Annotated in this window: 15 protein-coding genes and 1 tRNA gene; 12 read left to right on the plus strand and 4 right to left on the minus strand. The window is 69.1% G+C overall.

All coding sequences use genetic code 11. From position 1 onward, the window contains the following. Nucleotides 1-10: 10 nt before the first annotated feature. The 6 genes from ACBY01_RS02950 (at nucleotide 11) to ACBY01_RS02975 (ending at nucleotide 7,419) form a co-directional block, all read left to right on the plus strand. Nucleotides 11-2,299, plus strand: coding sequence for a phage distal tail protein, Rcc01695 family (locus ACBY01_RS02950; protein ID WP_416459277.1), 2,289 nt, complete (start codon nucleotides 11-13; stop codon nucleotides 2,297-2,299). Further along, the gene (locus tag ACBY01_RS02955; protein WP_416459278.1) at nucleotides 2,296-3,114 is read left to right on the plus strand and encodes a DUF2163 domain-containing protein; all 819 of its coding nucleotides are present in this window, start codon (nucleotides 2,296-2,298) and stop codon (nucleotides 3,112-3,114) included. Before ACBY01_RS02950 ends, ACBY01_RS02955 begins: the two co-directional genes overlap by 4 nt. Next, a complete protein-coding gene (locus tag ACBY01_RS02960; RefSeq protein ID WP_416459279.1) occupies nucleotides 3,111-3,518 on the plus strand; it encodes an NlpC/P60 family protein in 408 nt (135 codons plus the stop codon). The genes ACBY01_RS02955 and ACBY01_RS02960 overlap by 4 nt, the downstream gene beginning before the upstream one ends. After that, entirely contained in the window at nucleotides 3,518-5,665 is a 2,148-nt protein-coding gene (locus ACBY01_RS02965; protein ID WP_416459280.1) for a phage tail protein, read from the plus strand. Before ACBY01_RS02960 ends, ACBY01_RS02965 begins: the two co-directional genes overlap by 1 nt. A gap of 13 nt (nucleotides 5,666-5,678) precedes the next feature. After that, nucleotides 5,679-6,188 carry a DUF2793 domain-containing protein gene (locus ACBY01_RS02970; protein WP_416459281.1) on the plus strand — a complete coding sequence of 170 codons (510 nt, stop codon included), beginning with the start codon at nucleotides 5,679-5,681 and terminating at the stop codon, nucleotides 6,186-6,188. Nucleotides 6,189-6,294: 106 nt separating this feature from the next. Next, nucleotides 6,295-7,419, plus strand: coding sequence for an OmpA family protein (locus ACBY01_RS02975; RefSeq protein ID WP_416459282.1), 1,125 nt, complete (start codon nucleotides 6,295-6,297; stop codon nucleotides 7,417-7,419). 297 nt (nucleotides 7,420-7,716) lie between these two features. Here the strand turns inward: ACBY01_RS02975 and ygfZ are convergent, their stop codons facing one another. Beyond that, nucleotides 7,717-8,448 (minus strand): CAF17-like 4Fe-4S cluster assembly/insertion protein YgfZ, encoded by a 732-nt coding sequence (gene ygfZ / locus ACBY01_RS02980; RefSeq protein ID WP_416459283.1) that lies wholly within the window; start codon nucleotides 8,446-8,448, stop codon nucleotides 7,717-7,719. 44 nt (nucleotides 8,449-8,492) lie between these two features. Between ygfZ and ACBY01_RS02985 the strand changes: the two genes are divergently transcribed. Beyond that, the gene (locus tag ACBY01_RS02985) at nucleotides 8,493-9,818 is read left to right on the plus strand and encodes a dihydroorotase (protein ID WP_416459284.1); all 1,326 of its coding nucleotides are present in this window, start codon (nucleotides 8,493-8,495) and stop codon (nucleotides 9,816-9,818) included. A gap of 49 nt (nucleotides 9,819-9,867) precedes the next feature. Here the strand turns inward: ACBY01_RS02985 and ACBY01_RS02990 are convergent, their stop codons facing one another. Next, nucleotides 9,868-10,602, minus strand: a complete 735-nt coding sequence (locus ACBY01_RS02990) for a DUF1134 domain-containing protein (RefSeq protein WP_416459285.1) — start codon at nucleotides 10,600-10,602, stop codon at nucleotides 9,868-9,870. 164 nt (nucleotides 10,603-10,766) lie between these two features. On the opposite strand from ACBY01_RS02990, the gene ACBY01_RS02995 reads away from it, so the two are divergent. Next, nucleotides 10,767-10,859, plus strand: a tRNA-Ser gene (locus ACBY01_RS02995). Nucleotides 10,860-11,298: 439 nt separating this feature from the next. Here the strand turns inward: ACBY01_RS02995 and ACBY01_RS03000 are convergent. After that, nucleotides 11,299-12,081, minus strand: coding sequence for a M48 family metalloprotease (locus ACBY01_RS03000; protein ID WP_416459286.1), 783 nt, complete (start codon nucleotides 12,079-12,081; stop codon nucleotides 11,299-11,301). A 160-nt stretch (nucleotides 12,082-12,241) separates the two neighbouring features. Here ACBY01_RS03000 and ACBY01_RS03005 point away from each other — a divergent pair, with 160 nt between their 5' ends. Continuing rightward, on the plus strand, nucleotides 12,242-12,919 hold the full coding sequence (locus ACBY01_RS03005) for a hypothetical protein (RefSeq protein WP_416459287.1): 678 nt from the start codon (nucleotides 12,242-12,244) through the stop codon (nucleotides 12,917-12,919). Between the two features lie 85 nt (nucleotides 12,920-13,004). Continuing rightward, nucleotides 13,005-15,590: a type I DNA topoisomerase gene (topA, locus tag ACBY01_RS03010; RefSeq protein ID WP_416459288.1), complete on the plus strand. Its 2,586-nt coding sequence runs from the start codon at nucleotides 13,005-13,007 to the stop codon at nucleotides 15,588-15,590. 330 nt (nucleotides 15,591-15,920) lie between these two features. Here the strand turns inward: topA and ACBY01_RS03015 are convergent, their stop codons facing one another. Continuing rightward, nucleotides 15,921-16,892, minus strand: a complete 972-nt coding sequence (locus ACBY01_RS03015; RefSeq protein WP_416459289.1) for a Gfo/Idh/MocA family protein — start codon at nucleotides 16,890-16,892, stop codon at nucleotides 15,921-15,923. Nucleotides 16,893-17,114: 222 nt separating this feature from the next. Here ACBY01_RS03015 and ACBY01_RS03020 point away from each other — a divergent pair, with 222 nt between their 5' ends. After that, a complete protein-coding gene (locus ACBY01_RS03020; protein ID WP_487247709.1) occupies nucleotides 17,115-18,641 on the plus strand; it encodes an acyl-CoA carboxylase subunit beta in 1,527 nt (508 codons plus the stop codon). Further along, the gene (locus ACBY01_RS03025; RefSeq protein ID WP_416459291.1) at nucleotides 18,622-19,440 is read left to right on the plus strand and encodes a hypothetical protein; all 819 of its coding nucleotides are present in this window, start codon (nucleotides 18,622-18,624) and stop codon (nucleotides 19,438-19,440) included. The genes ACBY01_RS03020 and ACBY01_RS03025 overlap by 20 nt, the downstream gene beginning before the upstream one ends. The last annotated feature ends 79 nt before the right edge of the window (nucleotides 19,441-19,519 follow it).

The raw sequence follows: 19,519 nt of genomic DNA on the forward strand, positions 1-19,519 counted from the left end.
GAGAAGGCGAATGGGCTATTGGCTGGCGCGCGAGCGCACGGGGCAGGCCGAGGACGTGCTGACGCGGTTCGATCCGCGCTTCTGGACGGTCAACTTCCCGCGGCCGATGATGGCCTCGGTCGTGTCCACTGCACCCGATGCGCTGCGGGTGGATGCGGTATTCTATCGCGCCGACGATCTGGCGGGGCTGATCTGGGAATCGGAAGACCGCCACGACCACCCGCTGCTCGGCTATGCGACAGCGCGCGACTATCGCCGCTGCCGGCTGCGCTTCCGGTGGCGATCGGGCGGGGTGGTGGCGCTGGATGCCGTGCACGGCCCGGTGCTGACGATCGAAGGGCGCGATGCGTCGGGTGCGCCGCGCGCCTGGTATGTGCGGCTTTGGAACTATGCCGTCGGCACGCCCGAGGACGCGGTGGTGGCGATCGACTTCGCCACGACCGTCGGCGGGTTCGACCTGCCCGCGGACGCCGATCCGCTGTGGGCGGGGGATGTCGACCGCATGTTCGTGTCGCTGGTGGGGCCGGGCTACTCCGGCGAAGACGCGCTGCTGCCGGCGCCGGCGGAAGGCTGGGCGGAGCTGTCGGAGATCGTCTGCGACGGCCCGGATTCGGTGCTGGCGATCGGCGCGGCGATCCTGCCCGAGCACGGGCTGTCGATCGCGAGCGGATACGACGATAGCTATCACCTGACGCCGGCACGGCTGCTGCGCAACGTGCTGCACCTGGGGTACCGCGGCTGCATCGTCCACTATGTCGGCATGAGCCACTATTTCCGGCTCGAGGCGAACGGCGGCGGCCTGTACGCGAGCCTCGCCGGGGGCGTGCTCAACGCGCCGTGCGCCGCCTGGCACCGCAGCTTCGCGGCGGAGGCCGTGGCGCTCGGCTATGGCGTGATCTGGTCGCTGTCCTACGAACTGCTCGACCAGCATTGCCGGGGCGACTGGAAGCAGCGCGCCGCCGACGGCACACCGGGGCTGACCGGCTGGGAGCCGCCATCGGCATTGCTGTCGCCGGCGCACGAAGGCGCGATGGGCTATCTGCGGCAGGTGGCGCAGGCGTTCGTGGGGATCGCGCTGGAGGCGGGGCAGGCGGTGCGCTTTCAGATCGGCGAGCCGTGGTGGTGGGTGCTGCCCGACGGACGGCCGTGCCTCTACGATGGTGCCGCGCGTGCGGCGCTCGATCCGGTGGCGATCGCCAGCGTGCGCGGGCCGCTCGATGCGGCGCAGACGGCGCTGCTCGACCGCGCGGGGGTGCTTCTGGCGCGTTCGACCGCGGCGCTGACCGCCGCCGTGCGGGAGGTGGCGCCGGAGGCGGAGACGCTGCTGCTCGCCTATTTGCCGACGGTACTCGACGCCGCGGCACCCGAGCTCAAGCGCGCCAACCTGCCGGTCGGCTGGGCATCGCCCGCGTTCGACGTGCTCCAGCTGGAGGATTACGACTGGGCGGCGGTCGGCAACACCGCGGCGACCGCGCGCGGGGTGGCGGCGGCCGAGGCGCGGCTCGGCTATTCGCCCGAGCGCCAGCACTATTTCGCCGGCTTTGTGCTCAGGCCCGAGGATGCCGGTCAGTGGGCGGCGATCGATGCCGCTGCCGAGACGGCACGAGCGCGCGGGATCGCCGCCACCTTCCTCTGGGCGCTGCCGCAGGTGCTGCGCGACGGCTATGTCCATTTCGACGAAGGAGAGGACGCGATGCAGGCGTTCGACGACGTGCGCTTCCCGCTGGCGCTGGGGCGCGAGGCGGAGGTGGCGCCCGAGATGTCCACCGCGATCGTCACCAGCGCGGGCGGGAGCGAGAAGCGCAACGCCGACTGGGCGGAGCCGCGCACCCGCTACGACGTGGGACCGGGAGTACGATCCGAAGCCGATATCGCGACGCTGCTCGACTTCTTCCGCGCGCGGATGGGGCCGGCGCGGGCATTCCGGCTGAGCGATCCGTTCGACCATGCGTCTGCAGACGAGGTCGCGGCGACCGACCAGGCGATCGGCGTCGGCGACGACATCGCCACGGCCTTCCCGCTGGTGAAGCACTATGGGGCGATGACGCGGCGGATAACGCGGCCGGTGGCGGGGAGCGTCCGCGTGGCGATCGATGGGGTCGAGACGCAGCGCTTTTCTCTGGTCCACGCCGGCGTGGTGGCGCTGGACGCCGCGCCGCCCCACGGCGCCGTGGTGACGGCGGGATACCGCTTCGACGTGCCGGTGCGTTTCGCCGAGGACCGGCTGACGGTGAACCGTGCGACCTTCCGTGCCGGCGCCGCTCCCTCGGTGCCGCTGGTCGAGGTGCGCGAGGCATGAGCGCGCTTCCCTGGCTTGAGGGCCCGCTGACGACGATGGCGCTGTGCTGGCGGCTCGAGCGGCGCGACGGCGTGACGATCGGGCTGACCGCGCACGACCGCGATCTCGCCGTCGACGGCCTGCGCTATCGCGCGGCGCCGGGCATGACGCCCTCGGCGATTCGGCGCAGCGATGCGCTCGATGCCGACAGCATGGACGCGAGCGGGCCGCTCACCGCCGGGGCGATCGGCGAGGTCGATCTTCTCGCGGGCCGCTGGGACGGAGCCCGCGTTGCGGTCTTCGCGGTCGACTGGACCGATCCGGGTGCGCCGATGGCGCTTGGGGAAGGAACCCTCGGAGCGGTGGAAACGGCCGACGGCGCGTTCACGGCCGAATTGCGCGGGGTGGCGACCGCGCTGGAACGGCCGGTGGTGGAGGAGACGTCGCCGACGTGTCGCGCGCGGCTGGGCGACGGACGCTGCCGGGTGGCGATGGCAGGGCGGCGATGTTTCGCGCGCGTCGTGGCGGCGGACGAGCGTCGGCTGACGCTCGATCGCGTCGAGCCGTCCGCCGACGCCTATGGCGCGGGCAAACTGCGCTGGTTCGGCGGCGCCAACGCTGGGCTGGACGCGGCGATCGCCGCCTCCGACGGGGCGACGGTGACGCTGGAGCGGATGCCGCCGCTGGCGGTGGCGGGCGGCGACCTGGTCGAGCTGGTCGAGGGCTGCGACAAGCGGCTGGAGAGTTGTGCCGGTCGCTTCGCCAACGCGGTCAACTTTCGCGGCGAGCCCTATCTGCCGGGCATCGACCTGCTGACCCGCTACCCCGGCGCATGACCGGCAACGAGCGCGTCGTGGCGGCGGCGCGTGCGGCACTGGGGAGCCGCTTCCGGCTCCACGGACGCGATCCGGCGCTGGGGCTCGACTGCGTCGGGCTGGTGGCGGTCGCGTTGGCGGCGGACGGGTGCCGGGGGACGTTACCGGCCGACTATGGCTTACGATCGGGCGAGCGGCGGTGCGCCGAAGCCGTGCTGCGGGCCGCCGGGCTGGTGGCAGTTGCGCATGCGCTGCCTGGGGACGTGCTGCTGCTGCGCGCGGGGCCGGAGCAGCTGCATCTCGCGATCCGAAGCCGTGACGGGATCATCCACGCTGACGCGGTGCTCAGGCGGGTGGTCGAGCGGCCGGGATCGCCGCCGTTTCCGGTGGTGAGCGCGTGGCGCTGGCAAGGGGGAGAGAGCTGATGGCGACGCTGGTGCTGACGGTGGTCGGCGGCGCGGTGGGCGGACCGATCGGCGCGGCGCTCGGTGCTACGCTGGGACGGACGGTCGACGGCAGCCTGTTCCGGCCGAAGGGGCGGCAGGGTCCGCGGCTGACCGAGCTGGCGGTGCAGACCTCTTCGTACGCGACGCAGATTCCGCGGCTGTTCGGAACGATGCGCGTCGCGGGGACGGTGATCTGGGCGACCGATCTGATCGAATCGCGCAGCACCGACAGCGCGGGCAAGGGACAGCCGAACATCACCAGCTACAGCTACGCCGCCAGTTTCGCGGTGCTGCTGTCGGGGCGAGCGATCGGGGGCGTCGGGCGAATCTGGGCGGACGGCAAGCTGCTGCGCGGCGCTGCGGGCGACTGGAAGACGCAGGCCGGGTTCCGGCTGCACCTGGGGGGTGAGGACCAAACGCCGGACCCGCTGATCGCGGCGGCAGAGGGTGCGGGGCTGACCCCGGCACATCGCGGCTGTGCCTATGCGGTGTTCGAAGGGCTGCAACTCGCCGACTTCGGCAACCGAATCCCTTCGTTGACCTTCGAGGTGTCGGCCGACGGGCTGGTGACCGCGGGCGCGGTGATCGCCGAGCTGAGCGACGGCGCGATCGGTGCGGGCGAGGGGGTGCTGCCGCTGATCGGCTATTCGGCGCAGGGCGACAGCGTCCGCGCGGCGGTGGAAGCGTTGCTGATGCCGGCGGGCTATTGGCTCGGCAGCGACGGCGTGCGTGCCGGCGCCGGGGTGGCCGTGCCGATCGACGATGCCGGGGCACGGGGCGAGGCACGCGGCGTCGGTCGCGGCACGCGCGCGATCGCGGCGAGCGATACCGCGCCGGCGGAGGTGACGATCGGCTATTACGATGCCGACCGCGACTATCAAACCGGCGTCCAGCGGGCGGTGCGCGCCGGTTCGACCGGGCGGGCGCAGCGGATCGAACTGCCGGCGGTGATCGAGGCGGGGCTGGCACGCGGGCTGGCGGCGCGCGCGGTCGAGGCGCTCGACCTGGCGCGCGAAACGCGGCGGGTGGCGATCGACTGGACGGCGGCTGCGCTCGTCCCCGGCGACCGGGTGACAATCGGCGACGAACCCGGTCAGTGGCGGGTGAGCGGGTGGACGCTGGAAGGCATGACGCTCGCGCTCGATCTCAAGAGGATCGTGGCCGCGCCGATCGTGGCGCGCACCGCATCGGGCGGGCGCGCGACCTTGGCACCCGATGCACTGCACGGTCCGACTCGGCTGGCGGGATTCGAAGTGCCGCCGCTCGACGAGGTGGCGACCGGGATGCCGCGCGTCGCCATCCTCGCGGCGGGCGTTTCCCCCGGCTGGCGTCGCGCCACCCTGCTGGTCAGCGAAGACGACGGGCAGCGTTGGGAGGCGATCGGCAGCACCGCGGCGCCGGCGACGCTCGGAACGGTCGTCGAGCCGCCGGTTGCGGCACCGGCGATGGTCGAGGACCGGCTCTCGACGATCGAGCTGGTCTTCCCGCACGACTCGATGGCGCTGTCGGGCGCGAGCTCGGCGGCGCTCGACCTGGGCGCGAACCTGGCGATGGTCGGCGACGAGCTGCTTCAGTTCGGCGAGGCGGTGCAGCTGTCGCCGTGTCGCTGGCGGCTCCGGCGGCTGTGGCGTGGCCGGCGCGGTACCGAGGCGGCGATCGGGACGCAGCGGCACGGCGACCGCTTCGCGCTGCTGCAGTCGGAAGCGATCCGCTGGATCGAGCCCCGACGGGTCGGCGAGGGCGTCCGGCTCCGCTTGCGGGCGGTGGGGATCGCCGATGCGGCGGAGGGGGCCGCCGCCGAGGCGCCCGTTATCGGATGGTCGCTGTGCCCGCCGTCGCCGGTTCACCTGCGCGCGATCGCCGAGCAGGACGGGGCGCTCCGCATCCGCTGGGTGCGGCGCAGCCGACTCGGCTGGCGTTGGCGCGATGACGCGGAGGTGCCGCTCGGCGAGGACGGGGAGCTCTATCGGCTCCGGCTCGTCGCGGTCGACGGAACCGCGGCCACCGTGTCGAGCACCGCCCCGGAACTGCTGCTGCCCGCCGACGCCGACCGGCCGGCGCGGATCGAGGTGCGCCAGATCGGCAGCTATGGCGCGTCGGCGCCGGCTGTTCTGTCCCTTTGCTGACACGAGGCTTGCCATGATCGACCGGACCGACCGTTTCGCGCTGCCGCTGCTTCACCCCGGACAGGCGCAGAAGGAGATGACGCATAACGAGGCGCTGCTCGCGCTCGACATCCTCCTCCATCCGGAGGTGGAAGCGGTGGGGCAGAACCATCCCCCCGCCGCAGCCGCCGTGAGGCAGTGCTGGATCGTCGGCGACGCGCCGACGGGGGAATGGGTGGGGCAGGCGGGCGGGCTCGCCGCCTGGACCGAGGGCGGATGGCGTTTCGCCGCACCGCGGGAAGGAATGACCGCGTGGAGTCGAAGCGAGGCGCTGGCGGTACGCTGGATCGATGGAAGCTGGCAGTTGGGGGAGTTCCGCGGCACGCGTCTGCTGATCGACGGCGTTCAGGTCGTCGGCGCGCAGCAGCAGGCGATTGCTGCACCTGCGGGAGGGGAGGTGACAGATGTCGAGGCCCGTGCCACGCTCGCGTCGATCCTGAACATTCTGCGAGATCATGGATTGATCGCGCGCAACGCAGATTAACTGTTGCAGTTCCGCCACACCGGAACAGTTTGTTCGCTTGCGCGGAAACGAAGGCGCGAGTAGGGGGTTTGTGCTGTCCGTAGGACAACCATGAAAGGGGAATAGAATGCGGAAGCTTGCCGTCACATTGGCGCTCGCGACCACCGCGCTTTCGACTCCCGCCCTCGCACGCGACAACGCGTGGTACGTGGGCGTGGAAGGCGGCGCGATGATCGTCGAAGACATCGACTACGACCTCTCGACGCCGGCGGGTGCTCAGTCCACCGTCGACCACGATTATGGCTATGACGTCGGTGGCTTCGTCGGTTACGACTTCGGCGCGTTCCGCGTTGAAGCCGAAGTCAGCTATCGTAGCGCGACGCTCGACAGCTATCGTTCCACCACTGCGATCCCGGCCTACACGGCTGGCGGCGCGCTGACCTCGGTCGGTGCGGGCGACTATGACGCCGGCGGCCGTTCCTCGGCGCTGTCGTTCATGGCGAACGCGATGCTCGACTTCGGTGAAGACGACGGCATCTCGGGCTTCGTCGGCGGCGGTGCGGGTGTCGCTCGCGTCAAGGCCAGCGACTATCGCGTCAACAACAACGGCGCGTTCCTCGACGACTCCGACACCGTGTTCGCATGGCAGGCAATCGCCGGCGTGCGCGCTCCGGTCTCCGAGAACGTCGACGTTTCGCTGAAGTATCGCTTCTTCAACGCTGAAGACGTCAATCTGGTCGACGTCGCTGGCCGTGGCTATGACGGGCGCTTCCGCTCGCACAGCATCCTCGGTGGCGTGACCTTCAACTTCGGTGAGCCGGCTGCTCCGCCGCCGCCGCCGCCGCCGCCGCCGCCCCCGCCGCCCCCGCCGCCGCCGCCGGCTCCGGAGCCGCAGGTGGTCTGCACGCCTGGGCCGTACATCGTGTTCTTCGAGTGGGACAAGTCGGACATCACGCCGGAAGCGGCTGGCATCCTCGACAACGCCATCTCGAACTACCAGTCGTGCGGCAACGCCAGCGTCATGCTGGCTGGCCACGCCGACCGTTCGGGTGCGGCTTCGTACAACGTCGGCCTGTCGCAGCGCCGTGCGGACTCGGTCCGTGCGTACCTCGAGGGTCGTGGCGTCCCGGGTGGCGTGATCTCTTCGGAAGCGTTCGGCGAGAGCCGTCCGCGCGTCGAGACCGCCGACGGCGTGCGCGAACTCCAGAACCGTCGCGTGGAAATCACGTACGGTCCGGGTTCGGGCATGTAAGTTCGACCTTCCGGTCGAATGGAAATCGGGGAGGCCGGGCAACCGGCCTCCCTTTTTCTTTGCGCAACGGCGATCGGGGTCGATCGTGCGCAGGTCGCCCTGCGACGCTCGCAGCTGGATGCCGGCCTATCATCGCCGCGCCGACCGGTTTCGTGCCGCGGTGCGCGTGGGACGCTCGACGGCGGTGCTCGTTGATCTAACTGGAAAATCCGGCGCGCTTCAGGCAGCCGATGACAGGCGCGGCTGGACCTTGCCCTGCAGCCGCGCACCTACCTGTGAAACAACCCCCTCCGGCCGCTATGCCTCGGAAGCGACGGCATCCTTCAGCCATTCGGGGATCAGGGCGTCTCCGACCGACTCGGCGCGCCGGTGCTCGACCATCAGCCCCAGATCGGGATAGCGCATCCGCGTGCGATCGCCCGGCTCCGCGAGCGGTGCCACCACCAGTCGCCGGTTCACCTTCGAACGATGGTGCATGCGCGCCGTATTCTCCTGGCCCACATAACAGCCCTTGGTGAAGCTGACCCCGCCGAGTTCGCGCGCGTTGCACTCGAGCCAGAGCGTCTTGTCCTGGCCGAGCTCGGCGACGCCCTCCGTGACGCCGAGCGCCAGGCGATGCGCGAGCCAAGCCTCGGCCGGGCTGCCGACCTCCCCCAGCCATCTCCGGCCGAGATCGGGCAAGCGGGGATCGGCGACGCCCTTTTCGCCCTCTGCTCTCCAGTGGACACCACCGGCGGCCCGTTCGATGCTTACCGGGCGGCGCAGGCGGTAGAGCGCCAGCCGTCGTGCGAGCGCCTCAGCCTGGGCCGCTTCGCAGTCGATCAGCACTGCGTCCCCATCGTCCCACAACAGGAACTCGAACAGCGCCTTGCCTTGCGGCGTGAGCAGGCCCGACCAGCGCGGCTGGCCCGGCTGCACCGTCGTCACATCCTGCGTCAACAGCCCCTGTAAGAAGGGGCGTGCCTCCGCTCCACCGACGCGCAGCAACGCGCGGTCGGCGAGCCAGGTCCCGGCTATGGTCTCCGTCATCCCGGCAAGGTAGGGAAGCGGCCCAGCTGACGAAAGGGGCGACCGTGGTAAGCTTTGACCTCAAACTGGCAGGGGGCACCGTGCACCTGCCCGGCGGACCGGCGGCGGCGGACCTGTGGGTGCGCGACGGGCGCATTGCCCAGATCGGCGGGCAGGGCGATGCCGGCACGACGATCGACTGCACCGGTCTCGACGTGCTGCCGGGCGTGATCGACACCCAGGTGCACTTCCGCGAGCCGGGTCTGGTCCACAAGGAAGACCTGGAAAGCGGCAGCCGCGCGGCGGTGCTGGGCGGGGTGACCGCGGTGTTCGAGATGCCGAACACAAACCCCAATACCGACAGCGCCGAGGCGATCGCCGATAAGCTCGCCCGCGCCAAGGACCGCATGTGGTGCGACCACGCCTTCTACGTCGGCGCGACGGCGGGCAACGCCGAGCATCTGGGCGAGCTGGAGCGCCTGCCCGGCACCGCCGGCGTCAAGATCTTCATGGGTTCGTCCACCGGCAACCTGCTGGTCGACGACGACGCCAATCTGCTGCGCGTGCTGCGCTCGGGCCATCGTCGCGTCGCGATCCATGCCGAGGACGAAGACCGGATGAACGCGCGCGCCGGCGAGCGGGTGACCGGCGACCCGCGCTCACACCCGGTGTGGCGCGACGATGAGAGTGCGATGATCGCCACCCGGCGCATCCTGCGGCTGGCGCGCGAGGCGGGCCGGCGCATCCATGTCCTCCACGTCACGACCCCCGCCGAACTCGAACTGCTGGGCCAGAACAAGGACGTCGCCTCGTGCGAGGTGACGCCGCAGCACCTGACGCTCGCCGGCGAGGAGGCCTATCCGCGGCTGGGCACGCACGCGCAGATGAACCCGCCGATCCGTTCGGGCGCGCATCGCGACGGGCTGTGGCACTGGCTCAACCAGGGCGTGCCCGACGTGATCGGTTCCGACCACGCGCCGCACACGCTGGAGGAAAAGGCCAAGCCCTATCCCGCGAGCCCGAGCGGGATGCCCGGCGTACAGACCCTGCTGCCGCTGATGCTCGACCATGTCGCCGCCGGGCGGCTGAGCCTTCAGCGGCTGATCGACATGACCAGCGCCGGGCCACAGCGGCTGTTCGGGTTGATTGGCAAGGGGCGGATCGCGGTCGGCTACGATGCCGACTTCACCGTCGTCGATCTCAAGAAGCGCTGGACCGTCGATGCTGCGTGGTTGGCATCGCGCGCCGGCTGGTCGCCCTTCACGGACATGGCGTTGACCGGAAAGCCGATCGGCACGATCGTGCGCGGTCAGCAGGTGATGTGGGAGGATCAGCTTGCGGCACAGGCGACGGGTGCGCCGCTGCGGTTCGATGCGGTGGACTTCGGCTGAGAGGTGGGCGGCCGCGCTACTCCGCGGCCGCCCGCTCAGGCGGTGCCGATCAGAACGGCATCCACTTCGACTTCTCGGTGAACTTCATATAGCCGATGTTGGCGCCGAGCCGCCAGCCGACCCCCAGCCGCACCGGGATCAGCACCACGTCGCCACGGCGCAGGTAGCTCGCCGAAAAGCCGCCGACGAAATAGGCGCGACCCTCCGCCTGCGGGAAACGGTGGTAGAGTTCCTGCGAGTCGTAGAGGTTGTAGACGAGCACGAATACCTTGGTCGCGTCGCCGCCGACGTCGAACCCGACCGAGGGTCCCGTCCAATAGACCGGCCGCTGCCCTTCGACGCGGTGGCTCATCACCCCCGAACCGTAGCGCAGCCCAACCACGAAGGCGCCCGCCGCCTCGCGACCCGCGATATAGGCGTTGGGCTGCCCCTGATCCTTCAGAATGTTCTCGAGGATGCCGGCTAGCCCTTCGGCGCCCTTGCCGAACACGCCCTCGGCAGCGTCGATCAGGTCCTCGCGCTGGTAGGTGTCGGCGGACGCCATCGTCGCGCCGGTCGGGGCGGGGGGCGGCACGGTCGGCGCGGCGGGCTGGGCCGGTGTCGGGTCATAATCCTGCGCCACCGACGGGTCGGGCTGTGCGACCGGTGCCTGCGATTGCTGCGGCGACGCGGGGGCAAGGTCGCCGTCGATCGCGTCGTTGGGATCGACAGTGCGCATCTGCGCTGCCGCGGGCGTGGCCAATGCCACCGCAACGCTCCCCAGCATCAGCCACAACCTGCGCATGCCACTCCCCCGAAAAACCAGTTCGAACACCCTATCCGCGCCTGCCGCTTACGCTGCAATGAATGGCGCGACGACCCGAGTCCTACACGCGGTCGAAAAGCGATGCGAGCCCAGTTGATCCCAACCGACATGCTGGCTATAGCCGCGCCCTCAAGGCCGATCCCGGAGACGTGGGTGAGTGGCTGAAACCAGCGGTTTGCTAAACCGCCGTACCGGGATTACTGGTACCGAGGGTTCGAATCCCTCCGTCTCCGCCAGTCTCTTCGCGAAAGAGCTGATTTCTATCGCCTTTTCCGCGCGGATGGGAGGTGCCCAGGTTGCGGCTACCAGTCTACTCGCGTACCTCTAGCAAGTCCTGACCGATTGTTTTCCACGAACGGCGCTGAAGGATTTGCCGCGGAGAAACTGACCTGATCTGTGGATCGCTACGCTGCGGACGGATTTGGAGGGGACGACATGCGGCAGCGTCGCGAACGTCCGCTAAGACGTTGCGACGAGGCGAATGGTACGACTGCTGCCAAACTTTCCCGAAGACCCGACGGAAGCATCCCACGCGATCAACGTCGGACGATCCGACATGCTACCGCAGCGGATCCGGGATCTTCTGGACTACCTCGGCGCGCATGGTCTCCTTCGATAGAGGTGCAGGTCTTCTGGTGCGTACATTCACGAGAAGTTGCAATCTGCCATCCAGTTCTAGGACTTGATCTTTGCGCGCATCCGCTTGGCGCGCTGAGCTGGATCGGGATGGGTTTTCAGTAGTCCGATGCCGCCACCGCCACCGAGTGCCGCCAGCTTGTCCATCGCAGCCGGGCATGCCTGCTGCGGATACCCCTTGTTGGTCATGAAGGTCAGCGCATAATCATCAGAGGCGGTTTCGGCCGCTTGCGAATGCTGGGCGCTGAGCACGTTCTGGATCAATCCGCCAAGCTCAGAACTGGTGAACCGGCGCGCTCCGGAACTGGCCGTGCCCGCTACGCTCAGCGCGGCATCCTGTTGCAGGGCGCGTCTCAACCGCTTTTGCCCGTGCTGAAGTTTAACATGCCCGATCTCATGGCCGATCACGCAACGCACTTCGTCGTCGGTGAATTTGTCCATCAGCCCAGAATACACGCGTACGGTGCCATCCCCCATGGCGAACGCGTTAATATCGTTGACCAGATACGCCTTGATGTCGAGGTCGAGCCCGTCATAGCTGGGAAGCCCAGCCGTCAGCTTGGCTAGGCGGACGGCATAGGGGTTCTTGGCCGGGGCGATCTGGTTCTGCCGGTCCATTTCATCAGACATCTGCGAGAAGTAGGTGACCATCTGTTCGTCGGTGACGGTTGCGGCCTGCGCCACCTTCTTGGCTGAACCCAAGAGATCACCAAGGCGTTGCGAATGGGCAGACGAACTCCAGGCGGCCGTTGCAACCGCCGCCACTACGGCACTGGCAAGCACCGGCGACAGGACATTTCGAACTTTGTTGTTTCTGCGCATATTCGCCCCCTGCCCTATTCAAGTCGGCCAATGAGTTGCCAAGAGAGCAGCAATCTTTGATTCTGACAACGGCGATCCGATGACAAACAGCATTAACGGCTAGGAAATTTCCCGAGTTATCCGGTAACCGAACTATCTCGCGAGCTCTACCGCTCGCTCGATGATCTTGCACGAAGGGGCGGGGAATATGGCCGATGTCGGCAGTCGCATGGCGGAGTTGTGGCGGGGCGCAGGGGCACTCGCCGGTCGTGAGCCGTGGTTGGTGGGCGGTGCCGTGGCGTTGCTGTCCATCTCGGGTTTCGTGGCCGACAATCTGGGACGCGGCGGGACGATGGCGTCCGCCGTCGCGCAGCTTGCGGTGCAATGGGGATTGCTTCGTCACGTCGCGCTGCGCGAGCAATGGGTCGCCGAAAGCGGCCGCACCGGCGGCATCGTGGCGCTGTTCGGACAGCAGTTCCTCACCACCCTCGGCATGATGCTGGGGCTGGTGCTGCTGGTGGTGCCCGGGTTGTACGTCGCCGCACGCTGGTCCGCCGCGTCTGCGATCGTCATCGCCGAGGACCTGCGCGTGACCGATGCGATCGGCGAGAGCTGGCGACGGACGCAGGGCTGGGCGCTTCCGGTGGCGATCCTGCTGTGCCTTCTCTTCGCCCCGTTCGTCCTCCTCATCGGCGGGATCATCGCGCTTTCGGACGTCGACGCGTCCGAGACGATGGTCGAGCTTGCCATGACGAACGTCGTCATCGCGCTGGCGACCGTCGCCGCCTGGTACGTCGGCCTTGCGGTCTACGCCCGGACACGCGCGCCGCAGGAGGCGCTGGAACAGGTCTTCGCCTGATTCCGTTGCCGCGCTAGGGGCGCTTGACGCGGGGCATGCGCCATCCCCACTCTCACGCGTACACGTAAGGACCCCGTACACTCCCATGCAGCTTGTCATCGTAGAGTCGCCCGCCAAGGCGAAGACCATCGAGAAGTATCTCGGCAAGGACTATCGCGTCCTGGCCTCCTACGGCCACGTCCGCGACCTGCCGCCCAAGGACGGCTCGGTCCACCCCGACGACGGCTTCGCGATGGAGTGGGAAACCTATGCCGACAAGTCGCGCCAGCTGAAAGCAATCGCCGACGAGGCCAAGAAGGCCGACCGCCTGATCCTCGCCACCGACCCCGATCGCGAGGGGGAGGCGATCTCGTGGCACGTGCAGGAGGTGTTGGCCAAGAAGAAGGCGCTGCCGAAGGAGGTCGAGCGGGTCACCTTCAACGCGATCACCAAGCCGGCGATCCTGGCGGCGATGAAGGCGCCGCGCGGGCTCGATACCGACCTGATCGACGCCTATCGCGCCCGGCGTGCGCTCGATTATCTGGTCGGCTTCACCCTGTCGCCGGTGTTGTGGCGCAAGCTGCCCGGCGCCAAGTCCGCCGGCCGCGTCCAGTCGGTGGCGCTGCGCCTGATCGTCGAGCGCGAGCGCGAGATCGAGGGCTTCACCGCCCAGGAATATTGGTCGGTCGTCGCGCAGATGGAGCAGGACGGCCAGCCGTTCGAGGCTCGGCTGGTCAAGTTCGACGGCAAGAAGCTCGACCGCCTGTCGCTGGGCGACCAGGGCTCGGCCTTCGCCGCCAAGGAAGCGGTCGAGGCGGCGCGCCTCTCGGTCGTCTCGGTCGAAACCAAGCCCGCGACCCGCAACCCGCCGCCGCCCTTCACCACCTCGACGCTGCAGCAGGAGGCGGCGCGCAAGCTCGGCTTCTCCGCCAGCCACACGATGCGCATCGCCCAGTCGCTCTACGAGGACGGCGCGATCACCTATATGCGTACCGACGGCGTGCAGATGGACGGATCGGCGATCGACGCGGCGCGCGGGGCGATCGCCAACCGCTACGACGCCAGCTACGTCCCGGACCGGCCGCGCCAGTACCAGACCAAGGCGAAGAATGCGCAGGAAGCGCACGAGGCGATCCGCCCGACCGATTTCTCCAAGGATCGCGCCGGTGCGGGCGACCACGGCCGCCTCTACGACCTGATCTGGAAGCGCGCGCTCGCCAGCCAGATGGCGTCGGCGCGGCTGGAGCGTACCGCGGTCGAGCTGGAGGACGGCACCGGCCGGCTGGCCCTGCGCGCCACCGGCCAGGTCGTGCTCTTCCCCGGCTATCTCGCGCTCTACGAGGAAGGCCGCGACGATGCCGGTGACGAGGATTCGCGTCGCCTGCCGCTGCTGCGCGACGGCGACGCGCCTGCCAAGAAGGGCGTGACCGCCGAGCAGCACTTCACCCAGCCGCCGCCGCGCTTCTCCGAAGCCTCGCTGGTCAAGCGGCTGGAGGAACTCGGCATCGGCCGCCCGTCGACCTATGCCTCGATCATTCAGGTGCTCAAGGACCGCGCCTATGTGCGGGTGGAGAAGAATCGCTTCTTCGCCGAGGAGAGCGGTCGGCTGCTGACCGCGTTCCTCGAGCGCTTCTTCGAGAAATACGTCGGCTACGACTTCACCGCGGGGCTCGAGGAAGAGCTCGACGACGTATCCGGCGGCCGCGCCGAATGGCAGGCGGTGCTCGAAGCCTTCTGGCGCGACTTCAAGCCGCGCACGGCCGAGGTGATGGAGCAGCAGCCCTCGGCCATTACCGCCGAGCTCGACACCTTCCTCGCGCCGTACCTGTTTCCGCAAAAGGCCGACGGATCCGATCCGCGGCTGTGCCCGAACTGCGGCGAGGGCCGGCTGGCGCTGCGTGGCGGCAAGTTCGGCGCGTTCATCGCCTGCTCCAACTATCCCGAGTGCAAATTCACCCGCCGCTTCGCGCAGCCGGGTGGCGAGGGCGAGGACACCGGCCCCGAGGGGCTCGGCAAAGATCCGGAGACGGGGCTGGAGGTCGAACGCAAGTCGGGTCGCTTCGGACCATACATCCAGCTGGGCGAGGGCAAGGAGGCCAAGCGCGCCTCCATTCCCAAGGACCTTCCGGGCGGCGAGCTGACGCTGGAATGGGCGCTGAAGCTGCTGAGCCTGCCGCGCGTCATCGGCAACCATCCGGAGACGGGCGAGCCGATCGAGGCGGCGATCGGGCGCTATGGCCCCTATCTGAAGCACGCCGGCAAATACGCGCGGCTGCAGACGACGGCGGACGTGTTCGAAACCGGCATGAACGCCGCTGTGGTGAAGCTCGCCGAGGCGGCTGCCGGGCGGCCGGCGCGCGGGGCAGCGCGCGAACCGCTGCGCGTGCTCGGCGCCCATCCGCGCACCGAGGCGGAGATCAAGCTGATGGAGGGGCGCTACGGCCCCTATGTCACCGACGGCACCACCAATGCGACGCTGCCCAAGACGGTCGCGCCCGAGGCGCTGACGCTGGAGGAAGCCGCCCAGATGATCGACGCCCGCGCCGCCGCAGCGCCGGCCAAGAAGGGCCGCAAGGCCCCGGCGAAGAAGGCGGCGGCCAAGAAGCCCGCCGCCGACAAGAAGCCGGCCGCCAAGAAGGCGCCGGCGAAGAAGGCACCCGCAAAGAAGGCGGCGGCGAAGACGGAAGACTGACGCTTCGCCCATCTCCACCCGTCATGCTGACGAAGGTCAGCATCCATTGCCGCACCGCTCGCGATTCCAGCCGTAGCGGCAATGGATCCTGACTTCCGTCCAGATGACGAGAATGGGGAGTTGCACTTCCCCCCAAGCCTACCCGTATCCCTGCGCAGGCAGGGATCCAGGGCCAAGCAGAACGGCGGTTTGCGTCTGAAACCCTGGGCTCCTGCCTTCGCAGGAGCACGAAGGACGTTGGGCGAGGTCCGGTAAACGCACCTCACGACGCAGAAGGGCGCGCGTACCGCGGGGGTACACGCGCCCTTCTGTTTCGCCCCGGGAAGGCGCTTATTCCTCGAACGCGCCCACTTCGCTGCGGCGGCCGAGCAGGAAGGCGTCGGCGACGTGGCGGAACGGCGACAGGTCGACGTCGCTGCGGCCGGTGTCGAGCAACTCGGCGAAGCGGCGATAAAGCCGCGCATACTCCGGCTCGTCGCCCACGTCCTGCTCGACGCCGTCGACGAACATCTTCGACGCGCCCATCGACAGCTTCAGGCTGCCGCGGTCGGTCTCGACGTCGATGTCCCAAGTCTGTGGCCCACGCTGGTCGAAGTCGAAGAACACGTCGACCGGAACGCCGGCGGTGTCGGCGAACGTCAGGTCGGCGGCGATCGGCGCCGGGCGGTTCGACGGGAAGCGCAGCGCCGCCTCCTGCAGCAGCAGCGGGCGCGGCAGGATGCGGGTGATCACCGACAGCGCGTTGATGCCCGGATCGAACACGCCGATGCCCGGCTCCCAGATCCACGCCTGGCCCGGATGCCAGACGCGCACGTCCTCCTTCCAGTTCACCTCGACGCGGCGGATTTCGCGTTCGGCGAGCCAGGCGCGCGCCGGCTCGACGCCGGCGGCTTCGCGCGAGTGCCAAGTGGTGAACAGCACGCGGCCCGCCTCGCGCGCGACGCGCACGAAGTCCTCGGCCTCCGACAGCGTCGCCGCCGGCGGCTTCTCGATCATCACGTCCAGCCCGTGCGCCAGCGCCTCCTCGATCAGCACCAGCCGGCCGCGCGGCGGCGTGCAGATCGAGATCGCCTGCACGTCCGGCACCGCCTGCATCATCTCGGCGATGGTGCGGAAGCCGGGGACGCCCTCGGGCGGGGTATGGCCGGTGACGGCGGCGACGAGCTCGAACCGGTCGTTGGCGGCGATGTGCGGGATATGCTGGTCGCGCGCGATCTTGCCGATGCCGGCCAGGGCGATGCGGATGGTGCCCGCGCCGCCCGCGGCTGCAGAAGTGTCGTTGGGTGTACGTGCCGTATCCAAACCGGGTTCCTCTCCGCTCCTCGGGACCGGCGGCTCTGCGCCGCTGTCCCTGGTCGATAAGTCGGACATATCGGCGCCACGCCGGACGATCAATTGCGGGCGAGCGGCGGTGGCGCGGTTTTCGGCGATGCCCCTTGTTCCCCCCCCCGCCGGACCGCTACCTTGGGGCAGGAGCAGCGCCCAGCCGCATCGGCAAAGAGGCGCCCCGACAAGGAGATGGGCTTGCGCGCACAGGTGCAGGAGCTGGAACGGCGGCGGGCCGCGGCGCGTGTCGGCGGCGGCGAGAGGCGGATCGCGGCACAGCATGCCAAGGGCAAGCTGACCGCGCGCGAGCGGCTCGACGTGCTGCTCGACCCCGGCAGCTTCGAGGAGCTCGACATGTTCGTCGAGCATAATTGCGTCGACTTCGGCATGGAGGCGCAGGTGATCCCCGGCGACGGGGTGGTGACCGGATCGGGCACGATCAACGGCCGGCTGGTGTTCGTCTTCAGCCAGGACTTCACCGTGTTCGGCGGCTCGCTATCCGAACGCCATGCCGCCAAGATCTGCAAGGTCATGGACATGGCGATGAAGGTCGGTGCGCCCGTCATCGGCCTGAATGATTCGGGCGGCGCGCGCATCCAGGAGGGGGTGGCCTCGCTCGGCGGCTATGCCGAGGTGTTCCAGCGCAACGTGCTCGCCTCGGGCGTGGTGCCGCAGCTGAGCCTCATCATGGGGCCCTGCGCGGGGGGCGCGGTCTATTCGCCGGCGATGACCGACTTCATCTTCATGGTGAAGGATTCGAGCTACATGTTCGTCACCGGCCCCGACGTGGTGAAGACGGTGACCAACGAAGTGGTGACCCAGGAGGAGCTGGGCGGCGCCGTCACCCATACGACCCGCTCGTCGGTGGCCGACGTGGCGTTCGACAACGACATCGAAGCACTGCTGGCGGCGCGCGACTTCGTCGACCTGCTGCCCGCCTCCAACCGCGTCGAGGCACCCGAGCGGCCCACCGAAGATCCGTGGGATCGGATGGAGGACAGCCTCGACACGCTGGTGCCGCCGTCGGCCAATCAGCCCTACGACATGCACGAGCTGATCCGGAAGGTGGTCGACGAGGGCGACTTTTTCGAGGTGCAGCCCGCGCACGCCGCCAACATTCTCACGGGCTTCGGCCGGATCGAGGGGCGCACGGTCGGCTTCGTCGCCAACCAGCCGACCGTGCTCGCCGGCGTGCTCGACATCAACGCGTCGAAGAAGGCGGCGCGCTTCGTACGCTTCTGCGACGCGTTCGAAATCCCGATCGTCACCTTCGTCGACGTGCCCGGCTTCCTTCCCGGCGTTGCGCAGGAGCACAACGGCATCATCAAGCACGGCGCCAAGCTGCTGTTCGCCTATGCCGAGGCGACCGTGCCCAAGATCACCGTCATCACGCGCAAGGCCTATGGCGGCGCCTATGACGTAATGGCGTCGAAGCACCTGCGCGGCGACTTGAACTATGCCTGGCCCACCGCCGAGATCGCGGTGATGGGCGCCAAGGGCGCGGTGGAGATCATCTTCCGCGGCCGCACGCCGGAGGAGATCGCCGAGCGCACCGCCGAGTATGAGGCGCGCTTCGCCAACCCGTTCGTGGCGGCGTCGAAGGGCTTCATCGACGAGGTGATCCAGCCGCATTCGACTCGCCGGAGGATCGCGCTGGGCTTGCGCAAGCTGCGCGGCAAGAGCCTGGAAAATCCGTGGAAGAAGCATGACAACATCCCGCTCTAGGCGCGGCGCCGCCGCCCGTTCGACCAAGGGCGGCTGGTTCACCGCCGCGCTGGTGGTGGTCGCGGTGACGCTGGGGATTGGCGCGCTGCTGTTCTGGCCGCGCACGCCCGAGCGTTCCGAGCCCCGGCGTCTCGCCGCCCCGACCGCCGCGCCGTCCACCGCCACGCCCACCGGCGTGCGCGCGCTTCCCGCGGCCGAGCAGCTCGCGCTTGCGGGCAAGGCGGTGTTCGGACCGACCGGCAAGGCGACGGCTTCCAAGGACGGCGCCCAGCTCGTCACCACGCCCGCGCGGCTGGTCTGGCGCGGCGACACCGCGGTGCTGATCAGCACCGCCGAGATGACCGACGGCTGCCACGGCTGCACCGGCGGGCTCGACGTCGCCTATCTCAAGCCCACCGCCGCCGGCTTCACCGTCGCCGGCCACTGGCCCGACGCGGTGGCGGGATCGAGCTGGGGCGCGCCGCCCACCGAATGGTCGGTCTCCGACAAGTTCGGCGCCGATCCGGTAATCTATGCGAGCGGCGGCGGTACCTGGCAGGGCTATACGTGCAGCGTCTTCACCCTCACGGGTCTGACCGACAAGGGCCCGGTGGGGCTGGTCTCGGTGCCCGAGAGCTATGACGACAGCGGCGCGGGCACCGCCGATCCCGCCACCACGCTGGAGGGAAAGATCGCCGACATCGTTCCCGACCGCTCGTTCGACGTGCGCTACACCGGCACCGAGACCTTCACCGATCATTATGTCCGCCAGGCCGCTAAATACGCCGCCCGCGGCGAGACGCGGATGCGCACATGCTAGGCCGTTGTGTCGCCATGCGCTTACACAGGCGGTCGGCTGCGTCCGCTTGGGATCCGGACCTAGACCTGAGCGGTCGGTG

Origin of the sequence: Sphingomonas mangrovi (assembly GCF_047975845.1) — a bacterium.
Classification (GTDB): Bacteria; Pseudomonadota; Alphaproteobacteria; order Sphingomonadales; family Sphingomonadaceae; genus Sphingomonas.

Bases quoted from the DNA above. Each gene is read 5' to 3' on its own strand.
- ACBY01_RS03005 (WP_416459287.1), top strand. From the start codon at position 12,242: ATGATCTTGCACGAAGGGGCGGGGAATATGGCCGATGTCGGCAGTCGC.
- ACBY01_RS02950 (WP_416459277.1), top strand. From the start codon at position 11: ATGGGCTATTGGCTGGCGCGCGAGCGCACGGGGCAGGCCGAGGACGTG.
- ygfZ (WP_416459283.1), bottom strand. From the start codon at position 8,448: ATGACGGAGACCATAGCCGGGACCTGGCTCGCCGACCGCGCGTTGCTG.
- ACBY01_RS02990 (WP_416459285.1), bottom strand. From the start codon at position 10,602: ATGCGCAGGTTGTGGCTGATGCTGGGGAGCGTTGCGGTGGCATTGGCC.
- ACBY01_RS02970 (WP_416459281.1), top strand. From the start codon at position 5,679: ATGATCGACCGGACCGACCGTTTCGCGCTGCCGCTGCTTCACCCCGGA.
- topA (WP_416459288.1), top strand. From the start codon at position 13,005: ATGCAGCTTGTCATCGTAGAGTCGCCCGCCAAGGCGAAGACCATCGAG.
- ACBY01_RS02960 (WP_416459279.1), top strand. From the start codon at position 3,111: ATGACCGGCAACGAGCGCGTCGTGGCGGCGGCGCGTGCGGCACTGGGG.
- ACBY01_RS03000 (WP_416459286.1), bottom strand. From the start codon at position 12,081: ATGCGCAGAAACAACAAAGTTCGAAATGTCCTGTCGCCGGTGCTTGCC.
- ACBY01_RS02955 (WP_416459278.1), top strand. From the start codon at position 2,296: ATGAGCGCGCTTCCCTGGCTTGAGGGCCCGCTGACGACGATGGCGCTG.
- ACBY01_RS02965 (WP_416459280.1), top strand. From the start codon at position 3,518: ATGGCGACGCTGGTGCTGACGGTGGTCGGCGGCGCGGTGGGCGGACCG.
- ACBY01_RS03025 (WP_416459291.1), top strand. From the start codon at position 18,622: ATGACAACATCCCGCTCTAGGCGCGGCGCCGCCGCCCGTTCGACCAAG.
- ACBY01_RS02975 (WP_416459282.1), top strand. From the start codon at position 6,295: ATGCGGAAGCTTGCCGTCACATTGGCGCTCGCGACCACCGCGCTTTCG.